21 protein-coding genes are annotated in these 19,464 nt (G+C 58.8%); 11 read left to right on the forward strand and 10 right to left on the reverse strand.

Going from position 1 to position 19,464, the window contains the following annotated elements; all coding sequences use genetic code 11:
• Positions 1-6 precede the first annotated feature (6 nt).
• A complete protein-coding gene (locus HWX89_RS19590) occupies positions 7-930 on the forward strand; it encodes a pseudouridine-5'-phosphate glycosidase (protein ID WP_138793902.1) in 924 nt (307 codons plus the stop codon).
• A gap of 70 nt (positions 931-1,000) precedes the next feature.
• Here the strand turns inward: HWX89_RS19590 and HWX89_RS19595 are convergent, their stop codons facing one another.
• On the reverse strand, positions 1,001-3,193 hold the full coding sequence (locus HWX89_RS19595) for an OmpA family protein (RefSeq protein WP_138793903.1): 2,193 nt from the start codon (positions 3,191-3,193) through the stop codon (positions 1,001-1,003).
• Between the two features lie 349 nt (positions 3,194-3,542).
• On the opposite strand from HWX89_RS19595, the gene HWX89_RS19600 reads away from it, so the two are divergent.
• The 5 genes from HWX89_RS19600 (at position 3,543) to HWX89_RS19620 (ending at position 7,506) form a co-directional block, all read left to right on the forward strand.
• The gene (locus tag HWX89_RS19600) at positions 3,543-4,316 is read left to right on the forward strand and encodes an ABC transporter substrate-binding protein (RefSeq protein WP_138793905.1); all 774 of its coding nucleotides are present in this window, start codon (positions 3,543-3,545) and stop codon (positions 4,314-4,316) included.
• 113 nt (positions 4,317-4,429) lie between these two features.
• The gene (locus HWX89_RS19605) at positions 4,430-5,233 is read left to right on the forward strand and encodes an ABC transporter permease (RefSeq protein WP_138793906.1); all 804 of its coding nucleotides are present in this window, start codon (positions 4,430-4,432) and stop codon (positions 5,231-5,233) included.
• Positions 5,230-6,060 carry an ABC transporter permease gene (locus HWX89_RS19610; RefSeq protein ID WP_138793907.1) on the forward strand — a complete coding sequence of 277 codons (831 nt, stop codon included), beginning with the start codon at positions 5,230-5,232 and terminating at the stop codon, positions 6,058-6,060. The genes HWX89_RS19605 and HWX89_RS19610 overlap by 4 nt, the downstream gene beginning before the upstream one ends.
• Before the next feature lie 168 nt (positions 6,061-6,228).
• A complete protein-coding gene (locus tag HWX89_RS19615) occupies positions 6,229-6,495 on the forward strand; it encodes an usg protein (protein WP_138793908.1) in 267 nt (88 codons plus the stop codon).
• 186 nt (positions 6,496-6,681) lie between these two features.
• A complete protein-coding gene (locus HWX89_RS19620) occupies positions 6,682-7,506 on the forward strand; it encodes a class I SAM-dependent methyltransferase (RefSeq protein WP_138793909.1) in 825 nt (274 codons plus the stop codon).
• A gap of 102 nt (positions 7,507-7,608) precedes the next feature.
• Here HWX89_RS19620 and HWX89_RS19625 read toward each other — a convergent pair whose 3' ends face one another.
• The 4 genes from HWX89_RS19625 to HWX89_RS19640 form a co-directional block, all read right to left on the reverse strand.
• Positions 7,609-8,574, reverse strand: a complete 966-nt coding sequence (locus HWX89_RS19625; protein ID WP_138793910.1) for an aliphatic sulfonate ABC transporter substrate-binding protein — start codon at positions 8,572-8,574, stop codon at positions 7,609-7,611.
• A gap of 274 nt (positions 8,575-8,848) precedes the next feature.
• Positions 8,849-9,337, reverse strand: coding sequence for an Lrp/AsnC family transcriptional regulator (locus tag HWX89_RS19630; RefSeq protein WP_138793911.1), 489 nt, complete (start codon positions 9,335-9,337; stop codon positions 8,849-8,851).
• 67 nt (positions 9,338-9,404) lie between these two features.
• Positions 9,405-10,061, reverse strand: coding sequence for a uracil-DNA glycosylase family protein (locus HWX89_RS19635; RefSeq protein WP_138793912.1), 657 nt, complete (start codon positions 10,059-10,061; stop codon positions 9,405-9,407).
• Positions 10,054-10,641: a thermonuclease family protein gene (locus HWX89_RS19640; protein ID WP_138793913.1), complete on the reverse strand. Its 588-nt coding sequence runs from the start codon at positions 10,639-10,641 to the stop codon at positions 10,054-10,056. The genes HWX89_RS19635 and HWX89_RS19640 overlap by 8 nt, the downstream gene beginning before the upstream one ends.
• A gap of 107 nt (positions 10,642-10,748) precedes the next feature.
• Between HWX89_RS19640 and HWX89_RS19645 the strand changes: the two genes are divergently transcribed.
• Complete coding sequence (locus HWX89_RS19645) at positions 10,749-12,284, forward strand: sensor histidine kinase (protein WP_138793914.1); 1,536 nt, start codon at positions 10,749-10,751, stop codon at positions 12,282-12,284.
• Positions 12,285-12,341: 57 nt separating this feature from the next.
• On the opposite strand, the gene HWX89_RS19650 is transcribed toward HWX89_RS19645, so the two are convergent.
• Both HWX89_RS19650 and cobT read right to left on the reverse strand, forming a co-directional pair.
• The gene (locus HWX89_RS19650; protein WP_138793915.1) at positions 12,342-12,746 is read right to left on the reverse strand and encodes a diacylglycerol kinase; all 405 of its coding nucleotides are present in this window, start codon (positions 12,744-12,746) and stop codon (positions 12,342-12,344) included.
• An 8-nt stretch (positions 12,747-12,754) separates the two neighbouring features.
• Positions 12,755-13,777 carry a nicotinate-nucleotide--dimethylbenzimidazole phosphoribosyltransferase gene (gene cobT / locus HWX89_RS19655; RefSeq protein ID WP_138793916.1) on the reverse strand — a complete coding sequence of 341 codons (1,023 nt, stop codon included), beginning with the start codon at positions 13,775-13,777 and terminating at the stop codon, positions 12,755-12,757.
• Between the two features lie 125 nt (positions 13,778-13,902).
• On the opposite strand from cobT, the gene HWX89_RS19660 reads away from it, so the two are divergent.
• From HWX89_RS19660 to HWX89_RS19670, 3 genes are read left to right on the forward strand one after another with little or no spacing between them, the layout of a single operon-like run.
• Complete coding sequence (locus HWX89_RS19660) at positions 13,903-14,685, forward strand: adenosylcobinamide-GDP ribazoletransferase (protein WP_210271452.1); 783 nt, start codon at positions 13,903-13,905, stop codon at positions 14,683-14,685.
• A 19-nt stretch (positions 14,686-14,704) separates the two neighbouring features.
• Complete coding sequence (locus HWX89_RS19665) at positions 14,705-14,899, forward strand: DUF1289 domain-containing protein (RefSeq protein ID WP_138793918.1); 195 nt, start codon at positions 14,705-14,707, stop codon at positions 14,897-14,899.
• Complete coding sequence (locus HWX89_RS19670) at positions 14,896-15,603, forward strand: TIGR02281 family clan AA aspartic protease (protein ID WP_138793919.1); 708 nt, start codon at positions 14,896-14,898, stop codon at positions 15,601-15,603. The genes HWX89_RS19665 and HWX89_RS19670 overlap by 4 nt, the downstream gene beginning before the upstream one ends.
• 116 nt (positions 15,604-15,719) lie before the next feature.
• Here HWX89_RS19670 and HWX89_RS19675 read toward each other — a convergent pair whose 3' ends face one another.
• A complete protein-coding gene (locus tag HWX89_RS19675) occupies positions 15,720-16,301 on the reverse strand; it encodes a transglutaminase-like cysteine peptidase (RefSeq protein WP_138793920.1) in 582 nt (193 codons plus the stop codon).
• A 480-nt stretch (positions 16,302-16,781) separates the two neighbouring features.
• Here HWX89_RS19675 and HWX89_RS26480 point away from each other — a divergent pair, with 480 nt between their 5' ends.
• On the forward strand, positions 16,782-17,573 hold the full coding sequence (locus HWX89_RS26480; RefSeq protein ID WP_178340804.1) for a hypothetical protein: 792 nt from the start codon (positions 16,782-16,784) through the stop codon (positions 17,571-17,573).
• A 157-nt stretch (positions 17,574-17,730) separates the two neighbouring features.
• On the opposite strand, the gene HWX89_RS19685 is transcribed toward HWX89_RS26480, so the two are convergent.
• Together HWX89_RS19685 and HWX89_RS19690 are read right to left on the reverse strand one after the other, a co-directional pair.
• Positions 17,731-18,492 (reverse strand): ABC transporter permease, encoded by a 762-nt coding sequence (locus HWX89_RS19685; protein ID WP_138790850.1) that lies wholly within the window; start codon positions 18,490-18,492, stop codon positions 17,731-17,733.
• The gene (locus tag HWX89_RS19690; protein ID WP_138790851.1) at positions 18,489-19,415 is read right to left on the reverse strand and encodes an ABC transporter ATP-binding protein; all 927 of its coding nucleotides are present in this window, start codon (positions 19,413-19,415) and stop codon (positions 18,489-18,491) included. Before HWX89_RS19690 ends, HWX89_RS19685 begins: the two co-directional genes overlap by 4 nt.
• Between the last annotated feature and the right edge of the window lie 49 nt (positions 19,416-19,464).

A 19,464-nucleotide genomic window follows, 5' to 3' on the forward strand; every position in this document is an offset into this window, starting at 1 on the left:
GATAAGATGACCCGTCCAATTTCCCCACGCCTCCCCATCGTCTATTCACAGGAAGTCGCGGCCGCCAAGCAGCGCGGAGCGCCGATCGTGGCTCTCGAATCCACCATCATCACCCACGGCATGCCCTATCCGGGCAATATCGAGATGGCCGAAAGCGTCGAACAGATCATCCGCGACCAGGGTGCTGTGCCGGCAACCATCGCCGTCATTCATGGCGTACTGCATATCGGCCTTGAAAAGGATCAGCTCGAAGCGCTCGCCAAGACCACCGATGCGATGAAGGTTTCGCGCGCCGATATCGCCTTCGCGATTGCCGAGCGTCGCACCGGCGCCACCACCGTGGCGGCAACCATGATTGCCGCCGCACGCGCCGGCATCAAGGTCTTCGCAACCGGCGGCATCGGCGGCGTACACAAGGGTGCGGAAGAAAGCTTCGATGTATCCGCAGACCTGACCGAACTTGCCAAGACCGGCGTGATCGTTGTCTGCGCCGGCGCCAAGGCTATCCTCGATGTTCCCAAGACGCTCGAAGTTCTGGAAACGCAGGGCGTTCCGGTCGTGACCTTCGGCTCGGAAGAGTTCCCGGCATTCTGGTCGCGCTCCTCCGGTCTGAAAAGCCCGTTGTCGCTCAATAGCCCGGCTGCAATTGCCAATTTCCAGGCAACCCGCGAACAGCTCGGCATCGACGGTGGCATGCTGGTCGCAAACCCTGTTCCGGAAGAAGACGAAATCCCCAGCGAAGAGATGGCCATCTACATCAACCGCGCCATTTCCAACGCCGAACGCGAGGAAATCACCGGCAAGGAAGTCACACCATTCCTGCTGGGCGATATCTTCAAGATCACGGAAGGCCGCAGCCTGGTGACCAACATTGCGCTTGTGAAGAACAATGCTCGCCTCGCAGCAGAGATCGCTGTCGCGCTCGACTGAGGCAGTAAGGTATTCAAGCAAAAGGCCCGGAACCTTGTGGTTCCGGGCCTTTTTCGTTGTGGAGGTCCGCTTAGTTCTGCGCAACCGGGCGCACAAGCGGCGTAACGCGACGGATGGTGACGCGACGGTTCTGCTGTTCCGCAGTCAGTGTTTGAACCTTCAGGTAACGCTCGCCATAGCCCTGGGTCGCGAGGTTTTCCGGCGGAATGCCGTAGACATCCGTCAGGACATTGGCGACGGAGGCCGCACGTTCATCAGAAAGCACGAGGTTGCTTTCATCCGAACCAACCGCATCCGTATGTCCTTCGATCAGGAAGGTTTCCGCCGGGTTCTTGTCCAGCGCCTTGTTGATCGCATCGGCCACCTTGCGCAGCGAGCGGGCCTGCGCCATCGGAATTTCCGCACTGCCCGTGGCAAAGGTAATGGTATCGAGGTCGATACGACGCACCTTGTCACGAATACGGGCCGAATATCGCACCTCGTCGAGCGAATAGACGCGTTCGACCGGCTCGACCGGCGGCTGTTCCAGGAAGCGGTAGTAATCGCGATCCGGATCGCTGGAGGTATCGATGATGTAATCGCGAACAGGAATGCGCAGACGCATCGGCGGCAGGTCAAGGCCCGGATCGCGATAGACGTAATCCTGATCCGGATCATCCATCAGCTCAGGCGCATAGAACAGCACATATTCCCGGCCGCGATCATCGATGCGCGAACGCTGGATGACATCGCCATAACGGTTGCGGATCGTCACGACCTGGGTGCCATCCCGGCGTTCGACGGTTTCGCGGACCCGGCCTGCAGGCAGGCGCTCGTAATAGGGTTCGCCACCATCGCGGATGAAGCGCTGGTTATCGTCACCACGAACCACGACGCGATCACCGAATTGCAGGATGATCGGCGCATCGCGGTCTCTGTCGCGACGACCGCCTTCGCGTGGCTGCCATTCGCGCACGCCATCCGGCCGCTCATATTGCGGGCGCTGATCGATGCGCTCGCCCTGCTGCGAGGTGATCGCTTCCATCTTCACAGGCGGTGGCGGCGGGTTGCCATCCGGTCTTGCGGCGCGCTGGGCTTCGGCATCCGATGTCGGAACCTTGTAATCCCCGCCCTGCTCGCGTTCGCGGCGCCGCTCTTCGCGGGCCTGACGGTTGCCGGAGCGTTCGACCTCCTTGTCGCTGTCGAGAACGGCAGCACCCTTGTCAACAGGCAGAATAACCGTATCCGCAGTCTTGGATGGGTCCTGAGCAATCGCCTTGGCCTTGTCCAGCTGTTCCTTGCTCATTGGCGGCGCCTCGGTCTGAGGGGTCGCGACCTGATCGGGAACGACTTCACCAGCCGGGGCCTGTCCTGTGGTTGAACCATCCTGCGGCGGTGGGTTCGGCGCATCCGGCAGAGGGGTCGGGCGAGCATTGCCCTGACCTTCCGTTGGCTGCTGCTCCGACGGCTGCTGGCCAGGTGCAGGGTTTGGCTGTGCTTCCGGCGGACGCGGACGTGCCGGCGTCGGAGCCTCGGTCGGAACCGGTGCATCCTTGGCGGCGGGTTCTGGAGCGGCCGGTTTTTCGGCTGGCTGCGCCTTCTGCTCAGGCGCCTGTTCCTCTACCGGCTGCTTGCGGCGATCCGGCTTCTGTCGTGGCTCAGCGTTTTCGGGCGCCTGTGCAGCCGGCCGTTCGGCCTGGGGTTCCTGCGCGCGCTCCTGTCTGCGCGGCCGCTGCTGCTCACCCTCGCCTTCCGGCTGCTGGGCACGTTCAGGACGGCGTGGGCGCTCCTGTTGCTGCTCGGCAGGGGCTGCCTCCTGCGCCGGTTCACGTCGCGGGCGGTCCGGGCGCTGCTCGCCCTCACCTTCCGGCTGCTGCGCGCGCTCGGGACGACGCGGACGTTCCTGCTGCTGCTCCGGGGCCGCCTGCTGCTCTGGGGCTGGTGCTTCCGGCTGCGCCTCACGCTGTCTTGGAGGCTGCTCTGCCTGCGGTTCCGGCTGGCGCTGCGGCTCGGGCGCGGGTTCCGCCTGACGCTGCTGCTGCTCCTGCGGCTGAGCTTCTTCGGCCTGCTGGCGCTTCTTTCGCGGAATTTCTTCGGGATTGGCTTCCTCGGCAGGCGCCTGTGCCTCAGCCTGCGCCAGGATCAATGGGCGGGTATCCGCCGCTACGGTCGAACGGATGCCTGCCGGAGCCCCCGAAAAACCGGCCAATGCCGGTTCCACAGCGACCACCAGCGACATCAGGGGAAAGACCACCCCTGTCAGCAGTTTGTTCTTGTTCAGCATCGGTGCTTCCTCATCTGCCTTCATTTTTCAGCGTCAACGCTACCGAGACGCTTTGTATTTCTTTGCCGTGAAGGCGCTGAACAACGCCATGCACGCACTTCGGTTCCCATGATGAGCAAAGCCTTCTGTACTGGAAATGAACAGAACAAGGCCTTTTCGTGGAAGCACTGCGGCAGAAATGGAGGCAGAATTATTGCGGTTGCATTTTTTGACCAACAGGAAGAATAATTGCCGGCGCATTTGAGGTCGAAGACGCGATATTCCGTTCCGCCGACCTCACGCGCACAAGGCGTCTGCAACTGAAGATAAAAAACAGCCCGCAGATGAACGACCAAAAGAGAGGATCTAAATGCCTATTTCCACCCGTCTGCTCGCAGCCGTATCGATCGCCGCCATTTCGCTGTTTTCCGGCGCTGCCATGGCGCAGGACAAGCTCGTCATCGGCACCGAAGGTGCATACCCGCCCTTCAACAATCTTGAAGCCGACGGCACCCTGACCGGCTTCGACATCGACATCGCCAAGGCGCTGTGCGAAGAAATGAAGACCGAATGCACCTTCGTCACCAACGACTGGGACGGTATCATTCCCGCCTTGCAGGCCAAGAAGTTCGACGCCATCATCGCGTCCATGTCGATCACGCCTGAGCGTCTCCAGAAGGTCGACTTCTCGAAGAAATATTACAATACCCCACCGGCAATCGCCGTCCCGAAGGATTCGCCAATCAAGTCTGTCGAAGACCTGAAGGGCAAGTCGCTCGGCGCGCAGGGCTCCACCACCCACTCGAACTATGCCGAAAAGCATTTTCCGGATTCCGACCTGAAAATGTACCCGACCGCCGACGAGTATAAGCTCGACATCTCGAACGGCCGTATCGACGCCGTCATCGACGATATCGTCGTTCTGTCCGAGTGGCTGAAGTCGGATGCCGGCGCATGCTGCAAGATCATGACGCCGCTGAAGGTTGACCCTGAAATCAACGGCAACGGTGCCGGCATTGCTGTCCGCAAGGGTGAAACCGCTCTTGCCGACAAGTTCACGGCTGCTATTGCCGCGATCCGCGCCAACGGCAAATACCAGGAAATCAACAAGAAATACTTCGATTTCGACGTTTACGGCGAATAAGCCTTACGCGATCTGTTGAAATCTGATGGCGGAAGGCTTGCCCTTCCGCCATTTTTGTTTGAAAACGTGACGATAACAATCACGGCGGCTTAAGACCGCAGGGGAAAATTGGCATGAGCGGAGCATTTTCCGCCATAGGTGCGTTCTGGACCTATGTCTCGACACTTCTCGACCCATTCTGCGGACCGGTCGGCATTTTCTCGGTTTTTGGAAACGGCACCCTCGTTGCATGCGGCGATACCGGATGGGGCGATGAAATTGCCTTTGGCGTGAAAGTCACGATCTCGCTGGCGCTTGCGACACTGCCTGTCGGATTGATCATCGGCTTCCTGATCGCGCTTGCCGCACAATCTGAAGAAAAATCGCTGCGTCTCGCCGCTGGTATCTACACCACGATTTTCCGCGGACTGCCGGAACTGCTGACGCTCTTCATTGTCTATTACGGCATCCAGATGCTTCTGCAATCTGTCGCCGGATATGTCGGCATCACCGGTCCCGTTGAAATCAACGCCTTCCTCGCAGGCATGATCGCGCTTTCCGTGGTCTTTTCATCCTATGCCTCGGAAGTTCTGCTTTCGGCCTTCAAGGCCATTCCAAAAGGTCAGTATGAGGCTGGCGATGCGCTGGGTCTTTCCCGTGCCCGCACCATGACCCTCGTCATCATTCCACAACTGGTCCGGATCGCCCTGCCCGGCATGACGAACCTCTGGGTCATTCTGCTGAAGGATACGTCCTACGTCTCGATCATCGGTCTTGCCGATATCGTCCGCCAGACCGGCATTGCCGCCCGCGTCAGCAAGGAAGCCTTCTTCTTCTACGGCATTGCCTGCCTGCTTTACCTGACACTGGCGCTGATCTCGTCCTTCGGCATCGGCTTCATCGATCGCTGGTCGAAAAAGTCGGAGGTCCGCCGATGAGCCATATCCAGGAACTCATTCCGCCGCGTCCGGCTCCGCCTGTCGTCGACAAACCCTTCAATCTGTCGCGCGTCGTCGGCATAGCCGTCATCGCACTCTGGCTGATCCTTGCCGCAGGGCTGATCTTCGCCATGGTCGAAGGCTGGGACTGGGACAAGTTCGAGCGATACGGGCCGCGCTACATCGATGGCCTCATCACCACCATTACCCTGGTTGGCATGTCGATCATTCTCGGCGCAATCGTCTCCGTGCCGATTGCCTTTGGTCGCATGTCCGAAAACCGGTTCATAGGCTCGCTCGCTTATGCCTATGTTTATGTGTTCCGCAGCACGCCGCTGCTGGCGCAGCTCTTCCTGATCTATTATGGCCTCGGCAGCTTCCGTCACGGGCTGGAGAGCGTAGGCCTCTGGTGGTTCTTCCGCGAAGCATGGTATTGCGGCCTCCTCTCGCTGACGCTTAACACCGCCGCCTATCAGGCGGAGATCCTGCGTGGCGCAATCCAGAGCGTTCCGCGCGGCCAGCACGAGGGTGCAGCCTCTCTCGGCCTGTCGAAACTCGTGACCTTCCGCAAGGTCATTCTGCCCCAGGCACTGATCGTGGCCCTTCGCCCTTACGGCAATGAGATCATTCTGATGATCAAGGGGTCGGCCGTGGTTTCCATCGTCACAGTGTTCGACCTGATGGGGCAGACGCGTTACGCCTTCTCCCGCACCTTCGACTATCAGACCTATCTGTGGGCAGCGATCTTCTACCTGGCGATCGTGGAAACCCTGCGGCACGTGTGGGCATGGCTCGAAGCGCGCCTTACGCGCCATCTGAAGCGATAGGGCGAACGTTGGCAGCACTCACCAACAAACGCTGCTAACATTATGAAAAATATAAATATTTTGTGACAACCCAGGCCATTGGCAAGGGTGAATTAACCATGTCATGCTCCCATATCCGATACAGCGCAAATGCTGAAATCGGCAACAACAAGAATGGGAACAGCCTTCATGAACAAAGACATGGAAATGATGCTGAAGGGCTACGGCCTGACAACCGCCCAGATCTTCTATCGCATGCCCGATCACCCGCTGGTTCTGCAGAGCTATGTCTGGCAGAACTATGATGTTGCACCGGATTTCCCTGAAATGCGTGGTTTCCTCAAGTTCTGGCAGGAAAAGCTCGACGGGCCGCTGCACTCGGTTCGCTATGTCCACCGGCAGGTAATATCGGCGCAGGAATGGCGTGCCCTGAAAGGAGAGTTCATCATCCACTGAGCGTGAACAGCATATAGATATTGCGCCCGTTACTGTTGCGGCTTACAGCAGACGTCAGCCAGAGCGCCGTCCGTTTGAAAGACGACGGCATGAGATGCTCTGAACCTTAAAATCCGCGCATCCTTTATCTTGCAAATCGACGTTGATTTCCGAGACGATGTGCCAAGACGCTGATGGACCCGCACGATGACGAAAAACCAGAAAATTGACGAAGAGGCACTCGCCGAAGCCTACAATCGCGCACTCGCGCTGGAAAAGGCGGGCGACGTTGACGCTGCCGTCAAGGCTTACGAAGAGGTTCTCGCCATCGATCCGGAAGATCACGGTGGCGCAGCGGTCCGTATCGCGGCCATGGGACGTGGCGAAGTACCACCAAAAGCACCTGACGCCTATGTCGAAACGTTGTTCGACCAGCACGCCGAAGCATTCGAGGACATTCTCGTCGAGCAGCTTGGCTATGCCGTACCGATGATGGTGCGCCAGCGCTTCCAGACACTCGAGCTCGGCCCCTTCAAGCGCCTCCTCGACCTGGGCTGCGGCACCGGCCTCACCGGCGAAGCCCTGCGCGACATGGTCGATGACATCACCGGTATCGACATTTCCGAAAACATGGTCGAGATCGCCCACGAAAAGGACATCTACGAAACGCTCTACGTGGCGGAAGCGGAAGATTTCCTCGAAGACAATGATGACGAGCCCTTCGATCTCGTGGCTGCAACCGATGTTCTGCCCTATCTCGGCGCATTGGAGCCGCTGTTCTTCGGAGCTGCGGAAAACATGACGCCCGGCGGCATTCTGGTGTTCTCCTCGGAAACGCTTCCAGAAGACGTCATGGCTGGCCGACCCTATATCGTCGGTCCGCACCAGCGCTTTGCCCATGCCGAAAGCTATGTGCGCGATCGCCTTGCCGCCACCGGTTTCGAAATCATCGAAGTCACCGACATCAACGTCCGTATGCAGGATGGCAACCCGACCCCCGGCCACCTGGTCATCGCAAAGCTCAAGGGCTGACGGTCAAGGCGCTCCCGAAAACGGGAGCGCCTCCCCTGATTCAAACTTTCAGCAGAACACCCCAGCCCACTGAATTGACTCTCTTTTCCGAACGCGGATGCGTCAGCTTGCTTTCGGGCGCCAGATGATATCGGCGACATTCAGTTTCTTCGGCACGATCTTCAGATCATAGAACTCGTCTGCGAGTGCCTGCTGATAAGCTATCGCCTCATCCGGCACAGTCGACACCCGACCGAGATCAGCACCGGGACGCGTCAACGAAACCTTCGTCACATCCTCCGGAACGCCCGTGATGACAGAGAGCGATTTCGCCGTGGCATCGATGTCTGCCTGAGCCTTGGCACCTACATTTGCCAGCTCTTTCAGGATCACCGGGATCAGGTCGGGATTTTCGTTGACGAAATCGCCATTGGCAAGAAAGTAGCTCCACGGATCGACAATGCCTTCCGCCGTTGCCAGCACACGCGTTGTCGGCTCCTTTTCAGCGACGGCAAAATACGGGTCCCAGATCGACCACGCGTCGATGCTGCCGGAGCGGAAAGCCGCCGCCGCATCCGGCGGGGCAAGATCAACGGGGGTGACATCGGCAAGTGTCAGGCCCGCTTTCCTCAGCGCCTTGACCGTAACGTTATGAGCACTGGAACCGCGCTTGAAGGCCACCTTCTTGCCCTTGAGGTCTTCCAGCGTCCTGATGGGAGAATCTTTCTGGACAAGAAGAGCCGAACCACCGGCCGCCCCCTTATAGGTGCCGACGTACCGCAAATTGCCGCCGGCCGCCTGTGCAAAGAGCGGTGGAACATCGCCGGTCGGGCCGATATCCAGAGCACCGGCGCCGAGCGCTTCGAGAAGGGGCGGCCCTGAGGAAAACTCGGACCACTTCACCTCGATACCACGATCCTTCAACAGCGCCTCAAGTGCCCCCTGGCTTTTGGCAAGCGCGATCACGCCGTTCTTCTGCCAGCCAATGCGCAACGTCGTCGTCGCTGCCGCAGCCCGCCTGACATGAGGCATGAAGACCGCTCCTGTTGCGCCTGCAATCAATCCCAATGTTCCGCGTCGTGTCAGCATGCTGGCTATCCCTCGCTGTTGGCGTTCATCGCACCTCAAAAGCGTAGATATTCCACAGATTTTATCAAATTAATGCTTTGCGCGGATCGCGCCCCAATGGAATTGAATGTGCGCATTTGCCGACGTGAGAAGAATACGGTTTTTTCTCCATCGCAGCATCGCTGACCTGATCTTGCACCGAGGCCGCTTAGAACTGTCCACCAAACAACGAAAAATGCCCTCCCCGCATATCGGAAAGGGCATTGCAAAACGTCAGACGTGACGGCGACCGGAGTTATTCTTCGCCGGACTTCGGATTGTCCAGCATCATGTAATCAAGCGGCAGTTCCGTCGTATATTTGATCTGCTCCATGGCGAAGGCCGAGGATACGTCACGAATTTCGATCTTGGCGATCATGCGCTTGTAGAACGCGTCGTAGGCCGCGATATCAGGCACGACAACACGAAGCAGATAATCGACGTCACCGCTCATGCGGTAGAACTCGACGACTTCCGGAAACTCCGAAACCACCTCGGAAAAACGCTTCAGCCATTCAATCGAGTGGGATGCGGTGCGGATGGAAACAAAGACCGTAACCTTGGTGTTGACCTTGGCCGGATCGAGCAGGGCCACGCGCCGACGAATGACCCCATCCTCTTCCATCTTCTGGATACGCCGCCAACAGGGCGTCGTCGAAAGGCCGACCTTCTTTGCCAGATCGGCAACGGCCAGCGTAGAATCTTCTTGCAGAATGCGCAAAATCTTACGGTCAAGGCGATCCAATGCGTCTATCCTCCTGAATTAATTTCCTTTCAATACACCAATTCAGAGACAAAAACAGAAAATTGTTTCACTTTGCCAGGTTTTTTACATTCTCGCGTAGAACCGGCAGCAATTCCAGCTCGAACCACGGGTTGTTTTTCAACCAGCCGCTATTGCGCCAACTGGGATGCGGCAGCGCCAGAACACGCTGGCCGGTGTTGGTATGGAAATAACTGCGCCAGTTGCGAACGGTCTCGGTCACCGTTTTCAGACGTCTCGAACCGAGATGCCAGGCCTGTGCATACTGACCGATCGTCAGGACCAACTCCACCTGCGGCATTGCCGCGACAACCTCGTTGCGCCACTGCGGAGCACATTCTCGCCGCGGCGGCAGATCGCTGCCCTTGTCGTCATAACCGGGAAAACAGAAGCCCATTGGCACGATGGCAAAACGGTCACGATCGTAAAACTGCTCGCGATCCACATCCAGCCATTGGCGTAGACGATCGCCTGATGCGTCATTGAACGGCAGGCCGGTTTCATGCACCCGCAGTCCTGGCGCCTGCCCGGCGATCAGAATACGCGCCTTCGTCGAGATCACAGCAACTGGCCTTGGTTCGTGCGGCAGACGGTCTGCCTCCCCTTTCAACGGGGTGTCACGACAGAGCCGACAGGCCGCGATCCGATGGCGCAACTCATCGAGCCCATCTGAAGCCTCCGGCGTATCGGTCGAGATGTCAGACATTTCCCCACCCGAGAAGATGACGAATGATCGTCAACACGCCAGCGGCAGGCGTATCGAGTTCAGCGGCGCGATGCTCCCGCCTCCAGTCTTGCGGACGCTGAAAATCGCCGGACCAGATCCCCGATTTCTCCTGACGCGCCTGACGCTGCTCGTCCGAGAACTGGAAATATCCGGTCGCAACGGCAAAACCGGCCTCGACCATGGCAGACGAGATGTCCCTGCCATCAGCGCTGCAATAGACCAGCAACCGGTCGTAACGGTCTCTCGAGCCGCCCGAGCATGCAACCTTGCGGCCCTCGATGAGACCTTGCATGAAACGGCGCGCCTCCTCGCCGCATTGCCAGACCTTGCCGTCCCGCTCGCAGGACTGCCGCAGTTCCGGCGCATCGATACCAAGCAGCCGGAAGCGCTCACCGTTTTGCGAAAGTGTATCGCCGTCGATGGCGAAAAACCGGCCCGCATAGGTCTCGCTATTGACCTGGTCGAGCCGCGCGGCAATCAGAATGCCGAACACCATCATCAGCAGAAAAAGCACGCCATCCCGCAGCGGGGAGAAGCCTCCGCCTCCATTCCGTCTCATATAACAACAAACCCTTGTCAGAAATGGCAAACAAATCCTTTAACGGCAGCATCTTCTTAAGATTTTCCTCTTAGGCTGCAAGCGTTCATGTCATTTGCGTAGTCACAATGAGTAGAAGCGTCAGCACGTCCACCGACAAGATCATCGTCGACCGGTCCAGGAAACACCGCAACAAGGCGGTTTTCGACACCGTAAAGGCAACGCGCGAGCGCCTGCAACAGGGCGGAGCGTCGAGCGACGCCTATGAGCGTGAAATGCTGACCATGCACGTCGCCGAGACCCTTCAGGGGGCGACGATCATGCCGCTGTTCATTGTGCTGGCTTCGATCATCGGCGTCTACATCACCCGTGACGTCGAACTCATCATATGGTCATTGCTGGCGCTGAGCGCGCACGCCGTTTCGCTGATCCTGGTCAAGAGAGCGTCCAAACAGGACATTACGACGGAAAACCTGCCGCGCTGGCGCAGCCTTTTCCTCGGCACGCAGATTATCATCGGTTGCGTCTGGGCAATGTTCTCGCTCGCCGAGCCGGCATCGACCGACCCAAGCCTGATGCTGTTCTACAAGGGCTCGACCCTGTTGATCGCGCTTTCGCTGACGGCGATGGTCAGCTTCATGCTTCGGCGCGCCACCTACATGACCTTCCTGCCGGTGCTTGCGGCACTTTCGGTCACCGCGTCCATATCCCGCGATCCGTTCGACGTCGGCCTTGCCCTGATGTTCGGCATGGCGATCCTGTTTTGCCACCGCATCACCAGCAGGCTCTACCAGTCGAGCGTCAAGCTGCTCTCCTACCAGACGGAGAAGGACGACCTGATTGCCGAACTGGAGGTCGCGAAATCCGTGTCCGACGAGGCCCGCCGACGCGCCGAAGAGGCCAATCTGGCAAAGTCACGCTTCCTGGCGTCGATGTCGCACGAACTCAGAACGCCGCTGAACGCCATCCTTGGCTTCTCGGAAGTCATGGCGTCAGAGGTTTTGGGACCGCTCAATAATCCTCTCTACAAGGAATATTCGGGCGACATTCATCGTTCCGGTCAGCACCTTCTCAACTTGATCAACGAAATCCTCGATCTCTCCCGTATCGAGGCAGGCCGTTACGACCTCAATGAAGAGGCAATCTCGCTTCTTGAAATTGCCGAGGATTGCATCGGCATGATCCAGTTGCGTGCCCGCACCAAGAACATCAAGATCGCGCAGCAGTTCGAAAACAGCCTGCCGCAGGTCTGGGCGGACGAAAAGTCTATACGCCAGGTGGTGCTGAACCTCTTGTCCAACGCCGTGAAGTTTACGCCGCAGGGCGGTGAAATTCTCGTCAAGGCGGGCTGGACGGCGGGCGGCGGACAATATGTGTCGATCAAGGATAATGGACCCGGCATTCCGGAAGACGAAATCCCGGTCGTTCTTTCCGCATTCGGTCAGGGGTCGATCGCGATCAAAAGCGCCGAACAGGGAACGGGCCTTGGTCTACCGATCGTCCAGGCCATTCTTGCCAAGCACGACGGTCAGTTCATTCTGAAATCGAAATTGCGCGAAGGTACGGAGGGCATTGCCATCCTGCCGGCAAAACGCGTGATGCAGAGCCTGCCTGCGGTTGAAGAAACCCACGCCGTCCAGCCGCGCCGACGCTCCTTCGCCTGAACGGACGATCAGAGGCGAAGCGTTGTCGCCCATCGCCCCTTCCCCAAAATACCGCCGTTAAAAGAACAGCGACGTTACCAGCGAATAAAGCATGAAAAGGCCGTTTGCCGTCAAAAGGCAAAAGACGGAGAAGGAGCCAAGGTCCTTCGCGTGACGTCCCACCGACGAAAATTCAGGCGAGATGCGATCGATCACTTCCTCGATGGCCGTGTTCAGGGCTTCGACCGCAAAGAGCAGAAGCATCAGGACGGCAAAGACAAGGAAGTGGACAAAGGGCGCGCCGACAAGCAGAAGCAGCACAACGCCGACGCCAAACGCCAGAACCTCGTGCCGGAACGCCGCTTCCTGCCAGAGACGCCCCAGCCCCTGCGCAGAGTAGCGCGCAGCGGCAAAAAGATGGCGCAGGCCCTTTTCCTTACGGAAGACCGGCTCTTGTCCTGGCGGTTGCGGCATCGCGTCCATGCTCGTCCTCAGTGGTTGATGCGGGTATCGACACCCGCAGCCTCGAAGGTTGCCATGCCGGAATGGCAGGCGGCAGCGGCTTTGACGATGCTGGCGGCAAGGGCTGCACCCGTGCCTTCGCCAAGTCGCATGCCGAGTGCGAGAAGCGGCGTCTTGCCAAGCTTTTCAATGGCCGCCAGATGGCCCGGTTCTGCCGAGACATGACCAATCAGGCAATGGTCGAGTGCCGAAGGGTTGGCAGCCTTCAGAAGCGCGGCAGCGGCAGTTGCGACATAACCATCGATCAGAACGGGAATACGTTGCACGCGTGCTGCAAGGATCGCGCCGGCAATTGCCGCAATCTCGCGGCCGCCGAGACGGCGCATGATTTCGAGCGGATCGGACAGATGATCCCTGTGGAATTCGACAGCCGCCTTGACCACTGCCACCTTGCGCGCCAGCGTCTCTGCATCGGCACCGGTGCCCGGACCAGTCCAGTCTTCCGCTGTGCCGCCGTAGAGGGCGAGGTTGATCGCGGCCGCAACCGTGGTGTTGCCGATCCCCATTTCACCCACGCACAACAGATCCGTACCGCCTGCGATCGCTTCCATGCCAAACGCCATGGTCGCGGCGCAGTCACGCTCGGAAAGGGCAGCCTCGCAGGTGATATCGCCGGTCGGATAGTCGAGCGCCAGATCGAAGATCTTCAGGCCAAGATCGAAGGTAACGCAGATCTGGTTGATCGCAGCGCCACCGGCGGCAAAATTCTCCACCATCTGCTGCGTGACGGAATTCGGATAAGGAGAAACGCCATGGCGCGTGACACCGTGATTACCGGCAAAGATCGCCACCAGCGGACGATTGACCGCGGGTGCGCGACCGGACCATGCCGCCAGCCACATGGCAATCTCTTCCAGACGCCCGAGCGAGCCGGCCGGCTTGGTCAGTTGCGCGTTGCGCTCCTTGGCCGCGACCAGCGCATGCGTCTCAGGTCCGGGAAGCTCGCGCAGCAGCGCGCGGAAATCATCGAAGGGCATTCCGCTCATGCTCATGGTATCAGTCTTTCTCGTGTATCCGGAAACTTGTGTTTTCCGACAAATCGGTCTTTGTTGCGCCTCTCATAATCGCGGACGCGTTGAGGAACAACCGGAAATGCGTGCGAAGCAGTGGAGAGAGCATGAAGGCCGGGGATTTTATAACAGATGTGATGCGGTCCGTGGCCTTTCTCAGCCGCATCCCGGTTTCATCCCGCTTCTTTGAAGATGACGACGGCTCGATGCGCCGAACGGCGCGCGCCTTCCCCGCTGCCGGCCTGCTTATTGCCCTGCCCGCCGCAGCCGTCATCGCAGTGCTCGGGTCCTTTGATGTCGACGCCGACATGACGGGCTGGGTCGCCATTGCCGTGATGGCGTTGGTGACCGGCGCATTGCACGAAGACGGGCTGGCCGACATGGCGGATGGCTTCGGCAGCGGCAAACCACCTGAAAAAGTCCTCGAGATCATGAAGGACAGCCGCATCGGCGCCTATGGGGCCATCGCACTGATCCTGTCCTTCGCGCTTCGCGCCACTGCACTTGGCGCGCTGATCGCGTATCTGCCTGCCAAAACCGCCGCCGCCTGCCTGATCGCAGCGGCCGTTGCAAGCCGCGCCCTCATGGTGTGGCACTGGCAGACACTTGCGCCTGCACGTCCCACAGGCGTTGCAGCCTCCGTCGGCCAACCGGGAGAGAGTGAGCGCAATATCGCCCTCGCAACCGGCCTGTTCCTGGTAGCAATGTTTACGCTGCACACCCTGTCGGCACTGTCGCTGGTTGTCGTCTTGGCAACAGCGTGCGCGGCCATGATCCTGTTCAACCGCCTGTGTCTCGGCAAAATTGGCGGGCATACGGGTGACACGATCGGCGCTTGCCAGCAGATCACGGAGATCGTGATTCTGGTGGCCCTTGCCATCGCCATTTGACCCCCTGATATAGATCCCTATGGAAACGCCTTGCCGTCATATCTGTGTGCTCGATACCGCCGGTCGCCTCTGCATCGGCTGCGGGCGAACGCTGTCGGAAATCGGCGGCTGGTCGAGCTATAGCGACAAGGAACGCAGCGCCATCATGACCGCCCTGCCCGCGCGACTGGCATTGCTTGAAGAAACCGCCGCCGAGGAGAAAAGCACCGCATGAACAGGCTCACCTTCATCCTTCTGGTCCTGGCAGTGGGCCTTGGGCTTCTTCTCATCAATCACGACAGCGGCAGAACCTTCGGCATCAACAACGAACAATTTGGCCAGATGGTCTATCTGGTGCCGATTGCCGCCCTTCTCTCCGCCGGCATTCTGGCCGGACGCCGCGGCAGCATTGCCTCCGTCATCCGGCAACTGGCAATCTGGCTGGTGATTATTCTCGGTCTCGTCTCCGTCTATCTCTACCGGTACGATCTCCAGGCTTTCGGCAATCGCCTGGTGGGCGGATTGATACCGGGCCGCGCCGTCGTCATCACGACTGCTGACGGCACGGAGGAAATTGTGCTGCACAAATCCATGAGCGGCCACTTCGAAGCCAATGTCACGATAGACAGCAAGACGATCCACATGCTGGTCGATACCGGCGCCAGTTCAATCGTGCTTGCCAATGCGGACGCCGCCGCCATCGGCATCGATACGCAGAACCTTCGTTATTCCGTACCGGTCATGACTGCCAATGGCCGCACATCTGCAGCACCCGTCAGTCTGTCGGAAATCAGCATCGGCCCCATCGCCCGGAGAAACATTCCAGCTCTGGTGGCCCAGCAAGGCCAGCTTGAGCAGAGCCTTCTCGGCATGAGCTTCCTGTCCACGCTCGGTTCACTTCAAATGCAGACCGATGAACTCAGACTGCGTGACCGATAAGGAACGCGGCACGACCTCGAGATTGTCCCTCAGGACGAGAGGTCAAACCTGCCGCACCCGATCAACCGAAACCGCGTAGCGGCTTTCAGATCCGGTGCCGCCTCAATGGAAGAGGCTCAGATTTCGCTGAACTGGCCAGCGCGCGGTCCGGCGAGAACGACTTCCCAAGCGGACTTGTTGCCGTATTTCTGACGTGCCAGATAGGTGTAGCCAGTACGGTTCCACGGTTTGATCGAGCCGCTCATATTATCGAGAACGTACTCGCCGTCCGACAGCCGCACCAGAAGCACAGCATGGTTGTTGCCGCTCCGGTCCAGCACGACGGAAACCGACATCTTGTTGGACGGGAAACCTGCATCCAGCAACGCCTTGGTTTTTGCCATGGCATAGTCTTCGCAATCGCCACGCCCGTCTTTCGGCAGCGACCAGTAGTTGCTCCGACCGTAAACGATCGCATCATCGACCGGCTTGATGGCACTGTTGACCTTACGATTGACCTTGTTCAGCAGATCGAGCGCCTGCTCGTCCGTGAACTTTTGACCGGCTTTGGCCGAGCACAGCCAGCCATAACGCTGACAGGCGGAGGAAAAGCCCTCCGGTGCGGTGATTGAGCGACTGGCTGGAAGCTCGCCAGCAGAAACGTTTGCGCCAAACGTCATCGCGCCCAGAAGAGCGAATGCAACAACAGAAATCTTCATGATTATGTCAGTTCCTTCGAGAAAGCCTTGTGATTCATGGACTGGCCTGATGCCGTCCGACTCACGCATGAACAAATTAGGCATTGACTGAAGGTGACCCGACGTCACGTCGTACTCGAACTAAAAAACACCCCTGAAACGCGCCTAAGGCTCACCTATTGGCATGATTAGCCCAAAATTTCAAAAAAAAATTAATTTAGCCCGTTCTGATATGTGCCAAATCGGGAAAAACACCGGGCGCAACAAATATTCCAAGACAGACAAACCCGCAGCCGACGATTAAAAAACAGGCAATAAATTAGAAAAATATCCTCAAAACAGAATAATACTTTCGAGTAATACAGCAAAAAACATAACTAAATATGATTACAGTCAAGAGACATGAGCGGAATAACCACAGAATAGCAGTATATTGTGGATAACATTCCCTTAATATACCTTAGAGAATGCGGTTAACACTGCCAATAAGGGAGGAAACCCATGAGCAGTAAGATAACAACTGTGTTCTCGTGTATTGCAATCTTGCTGTCCAGCACGACACTGGGAACTGCGCAAACGCGTTTGCAGCGATGCGAATTCGTGAGGCCCGGAACACTAGAGGCTGCCCTTTGCAGGCCTACAGCCTCCATCCCCAGATTTGATGAAAGCCGTGGTGGCGACAACGATAGGAACAACGGCGGGATACAAACCAGCAGTTCGGGCAGCACAAGCAACCCGGGCGGAGGAACAAGTGACCCTGGCGGCGGTAGCAGCGGCGGTGACGGCGGCGGCGGCGGTGGCGGCGGCGGCGGCGGTGGCGGCGGCGGCGGCGGCGGCGGCGGCGGTGGCGGCGGCGGCGGCGGCGGCGGCGGCGGCGGTGGCGGTGGCGGTCACGGCGGTGGCGGAGGCCACGGCGGCGGTGGCGGTCACGGCGGTGGCGGAGGCCACGGCGGCGGTGGTGGTCACGGCGGTGGCGGTGGCCATGGCGGCGGTGGCGGCCACGGCGGTGGCGGAGGCCATGACGGCGGTGGCGGTGGTCACGGCGGCGGTGGCGGTCACGGCGGTGGCGGAGGCCATGGCGGCGGTGGCGGTGGTCACGGCGGCGGTGGCGGTCACGGCGGCGGTGGCGGTCACGGCGGTGGCCATGGCGGCGACGATGACCATGGCGGAGGCCGTGGTGGCGACCGCGATGGCCACGGCGGAGGCCGCGGTGATCACGACGGCGGTCATGGTGGTGGTCACGGTGGCGGCCATGGTGGCGGTCGCGGTGGCGACGACAACAATCGGAACTGATTGCTGCACCCTATCAAAACTGGCGGTCGGAAGGCCGCCAGTTTTTATTTTGCCAAAATTCGTTTGCTCGAAAGCATTTTCAGCGCGCAATCATCCGGACCGATCGCCTGATCCCCGCATGCCTGATCCCCACGTACCTGATCATTGACGTGATCTGTCAGTTGCGCAGACGGTAACCGGTCTTGAACATCCAACTGACGACACCGAGGCACGCCGCCAGGAATACGGCAATCATCAGCAGACTGAAAACCGGATCGACATCGGCAATACCGTAGAAACTCCAACGAAAACCGCTGATGAGATACAGCACGGGATTGAAGTGACTGACCGTCTGCCAGAATGGCGGCAGCATGTCGATGGAGTAGAAGCTACCGCCGAGGAAGGTCAAAGGTGGTACGACCAGCATTGGAATAAGGTTCAATTGCTCGAAGTTCGTCGCCCAGATGCCGATTATGAAACCGAACAGACTGAAGCTTACAGCCGTCAGCACGAAGAACAGGATCATCATCAGCGGATGCTGGATGGTGATATCGACAAAGAAGGACGCGGTTATCAGAATGATCGTGCCGATCATCAACCCCTTTGTCGCCGCCGCACCGACATAACCAGCAACGATTTCCGTCATGGCAACGGGCGCAGACAGGATTTCGTAGACCGTGCCGGTGAATTTCGGAAAGTAGATACCGAAGGAGCCATTGCTGATGCACTGCGTGAGCAGCGTCAGCATGATCAGGCCGGGCGTGATGAACGAGCCGTAGGAAACGCCGCCAACCTCCTGAATCCGCGAGCCAATCGCCGTTCCGAACACAATAAAATAGAGCGATGTGGAAATGACTGGAGACACGACGCTCTGCAAAAGCGTGCGTCGGGTCCGCGCCATCTCGAAGAAATAGATCGACTTGATTGCTTCGAAATTCATTTCTGGCCCCCAACGAGCGAAACGAAGATATCCTCGAGCGAGCTTTGCCGCGTCGATATATCCTTAAAGTGAATACCTTCCGCAGACAGTGCGCTCAGCAGATCGGCAATACGGCCCTGCTCGCCATTGCCGTCGATTTCATAGGTCATGGTGCAGTGATCTTCGGAAAGCGACAGAGCAAAGGCGGAGAGTTTTTCCGGCACGGCCTCAAGCGGCTGCGAAAGCTCGAGGAAAAGCTGTTTGCGGCCAAGCTTCTGCATCAGGGCCGTTTTTTCCTCGACCAGCAGCAGTTCGCCACCATTGATGACGCCGACACGGTCGGCAATTTCTTCCGCCTCTTCGATGTAGTGTGTTGTCAGAATGATCGTCACGCCCTTGGCGCGCAGATCCTCGACCACCTGCCACATATCGCGGCGCAGGGTCACGTCCACGCCGGCGGTCGGCTCATCGAGAAACAGCACCTTCGGCTCATGCGCCAGCGCCTTGGCGATCAGCACGCGCCGCTTCATGCCGCCGGAAAGTTCGCGCAGCATGTTGTCTTTCTTGCTCCAGAGCGACAGCGACTTCAGGATGCGCTCGATCAGCTCTGGATTCTTCTTCTGGCCGTGCAGGCCGCGCGAGAAACTGACCGTATTCCAGACTGTTTCGAACTGGTCAGTGGTCAGCTCCTGAGGCACCAGGCCAATCAGCGCCCGCGTCTGCCGGAAATCCTTCACGACATCATGACCACCGACAAAGACCGAGCCTTCGCCAGGATTGACGAGACCGCAGACGATCGAAATCAGTGTCGTCTTGCCGGCACCATTGGGGCCGAGGAGCGCGAGGATTTCGCCCTCCTTGATATCGAGGCTGACACCCTTGAGCGCCTGGAAACCGTTTGCATAGGATTTGGTGAGGTTTCGTATCGAAACGATTGCATTCATAGCGAAACTTCCGCGAAATCGAGGAGATATGCCCGCCATATAGGCTGTT

The sequence above is a fragment of the Rhizobium sp. RM genome, from assembly GCF_013390595.1.
Lineage (GTDB): Bacteria > Pseudomonadota > Alphaproteobacteria > Rhizobiales > Rhizobiaceae > Agrobacterium.

What these genes read in the sequence shown, in the direction of transcription:
- HWX89_RS19590 (WP_138793902.1), top strand. Translation starts at nt 7, where the DNA reads ATGACCCGTCCAATTTCCCCACGCCTCCCCATCGTCTATTCACAGGAA.
- HWX89_RS19595 (WP_138793903.1), bottom strand. Translation starts at nt 3,193, where the DNA reads ATGCTGAACAAGAACAAACTGCTGACAGGGGTGGTCTTTCCCCTGATG.
- HWX89_RS19600 (WP_138793905.1), top strand. Translation starts at nt 3,543, where the DNA reads ATGCCTATTTCCACCCGTCTGCTCGCAGCCGTATCGATCGCCGCCATT.
- HWX89_RS19605 (WP_138793906.1), top strand. Translation starts at nt 4,430, where the DNA reads ATGAGCGGAGCATTTTCCGCCATAGGTGCGTTCTGGACCTATGTCTCG.
- HWX89_RS19610 (WP_138793907.1), top strand. Translation starts at nt 5,230, where the DNA reads ATGAGCCATATCCAGGAACTCATTCCGCCGCGTCCGGCTCCGCCTGTC.
- HWX89_RS19615 (WP_138793908.1), top strand. Translation starts at nt 6,229, where the DNA reads ATGAACAAAGACATGGAAATGATGCTGAAGGGCTACGGCCTGACAACC.
- HWX89_RS19620 (WP_138793909.1), top strand. Translation starts at nt 6,682, where the DNA reads ATGACGAAAAACCAGAAAATTGACGAAGAGGCACTCGCCGAAGCCTAC.
- HWX89_RS19625 (WP_138793910.1), bottom strand. Translation starts at nt 8,574, where the DNA reads ATGCTGACACGACGCGGAACATTGGGATTGATTGCAGGCGCAACAGGA.
- HWX89_RS19635 (WP_138793912.1), bottom strand. Translation starts at nt 10,061, where the DNA reads ATGTCTGACATCTCGACCGATACGCCGGAGGCTTCAGATGGGCTCGAT.
- HWX89_RS19640 (WP_138793913.1), bottom strand. Translation starts at nt 10,641, where the DNA reads ATGAGACGGAATGGAGGCGGAGGCTTCTCCCCGCTGCGGGATGGCGTG.
- HWX89_RS19645 (WP_138793914.1), top strand. Translation starts at nt 10,749, where the DNA reads ATGAGTAGAAGCGTCAGCACGTCCACCGACAAGATCATCGTCGACCGG.
- HWX89_RS19650 (WP_138793915.1), bottom strand. Translation starts at nt 12,746, where the DNA reads ATGGACGCGATGCCGCAACCGCCAGGACAAGAGCCGGTCTTCCGTAAG.
- cobT (WP_138793916.1), bottom strand. Translation starts at nt 13,777, where the DNA reads ATGAGCATGAGCGGAATGCCCTTCGATGATTTCCGCGCGCTGCTGCGC.
- HWX89_RS19660 (WP_210271452.1), top strand. Translation starts at nt 13,903, where the DNA reads ATGAAGGCCGGGGATTTTATAACAGATGTGATGCGGTCCGTGGCCTTT.
- HWX89_RS19665 (WP_138793918.1), top strand. Translation starts at nt 14,705, where the DNA reads ATGGAAACGCCTTGCCGTCATATCTGTGTGCTCGATACCGCCGGTCGC.
- HWX89_RS19670 (WP_138793919.1), top strand. Translation starts at nt 14,896, where the DNA reads ATGAACAGGCTCACCTTCATCCTTCTGGTCCTGGCAGTGGGCCTTGGG.
- HWX89_RS19675 (WP_138793920.1), bottom strand. Translation starts at nt 16,301, where the DNA reads ATGAAGATTTCTGTTGTTGCATTCGCTCTTCTGGGCGCGATGACGTTT.
- HWX89_RS26480 (WP_178340804.1), top strand. Translation starts at nt 16,782, where the DNA reads ATGAGCAGTAAGATAACAACTGTGTTCTCGTGTATTGCAATCTTGCTG.
- HWX89_RS19685 (WP_138790850.1), bottom strand. Translation starts at nt 18,492, where the DNA reads ATGAATTTCGAAGCAATCAAGTCGATCTATTTCTTCGAGATGGCGCGG.
- HWX89_RS19690 (WP_138790851.1), bottom strand. Translation starts at nt 19,415, where the DNA reads ATGAATGCAATCGTTTCGATACGAAACCTCACCAAATCCTATGCAAAC.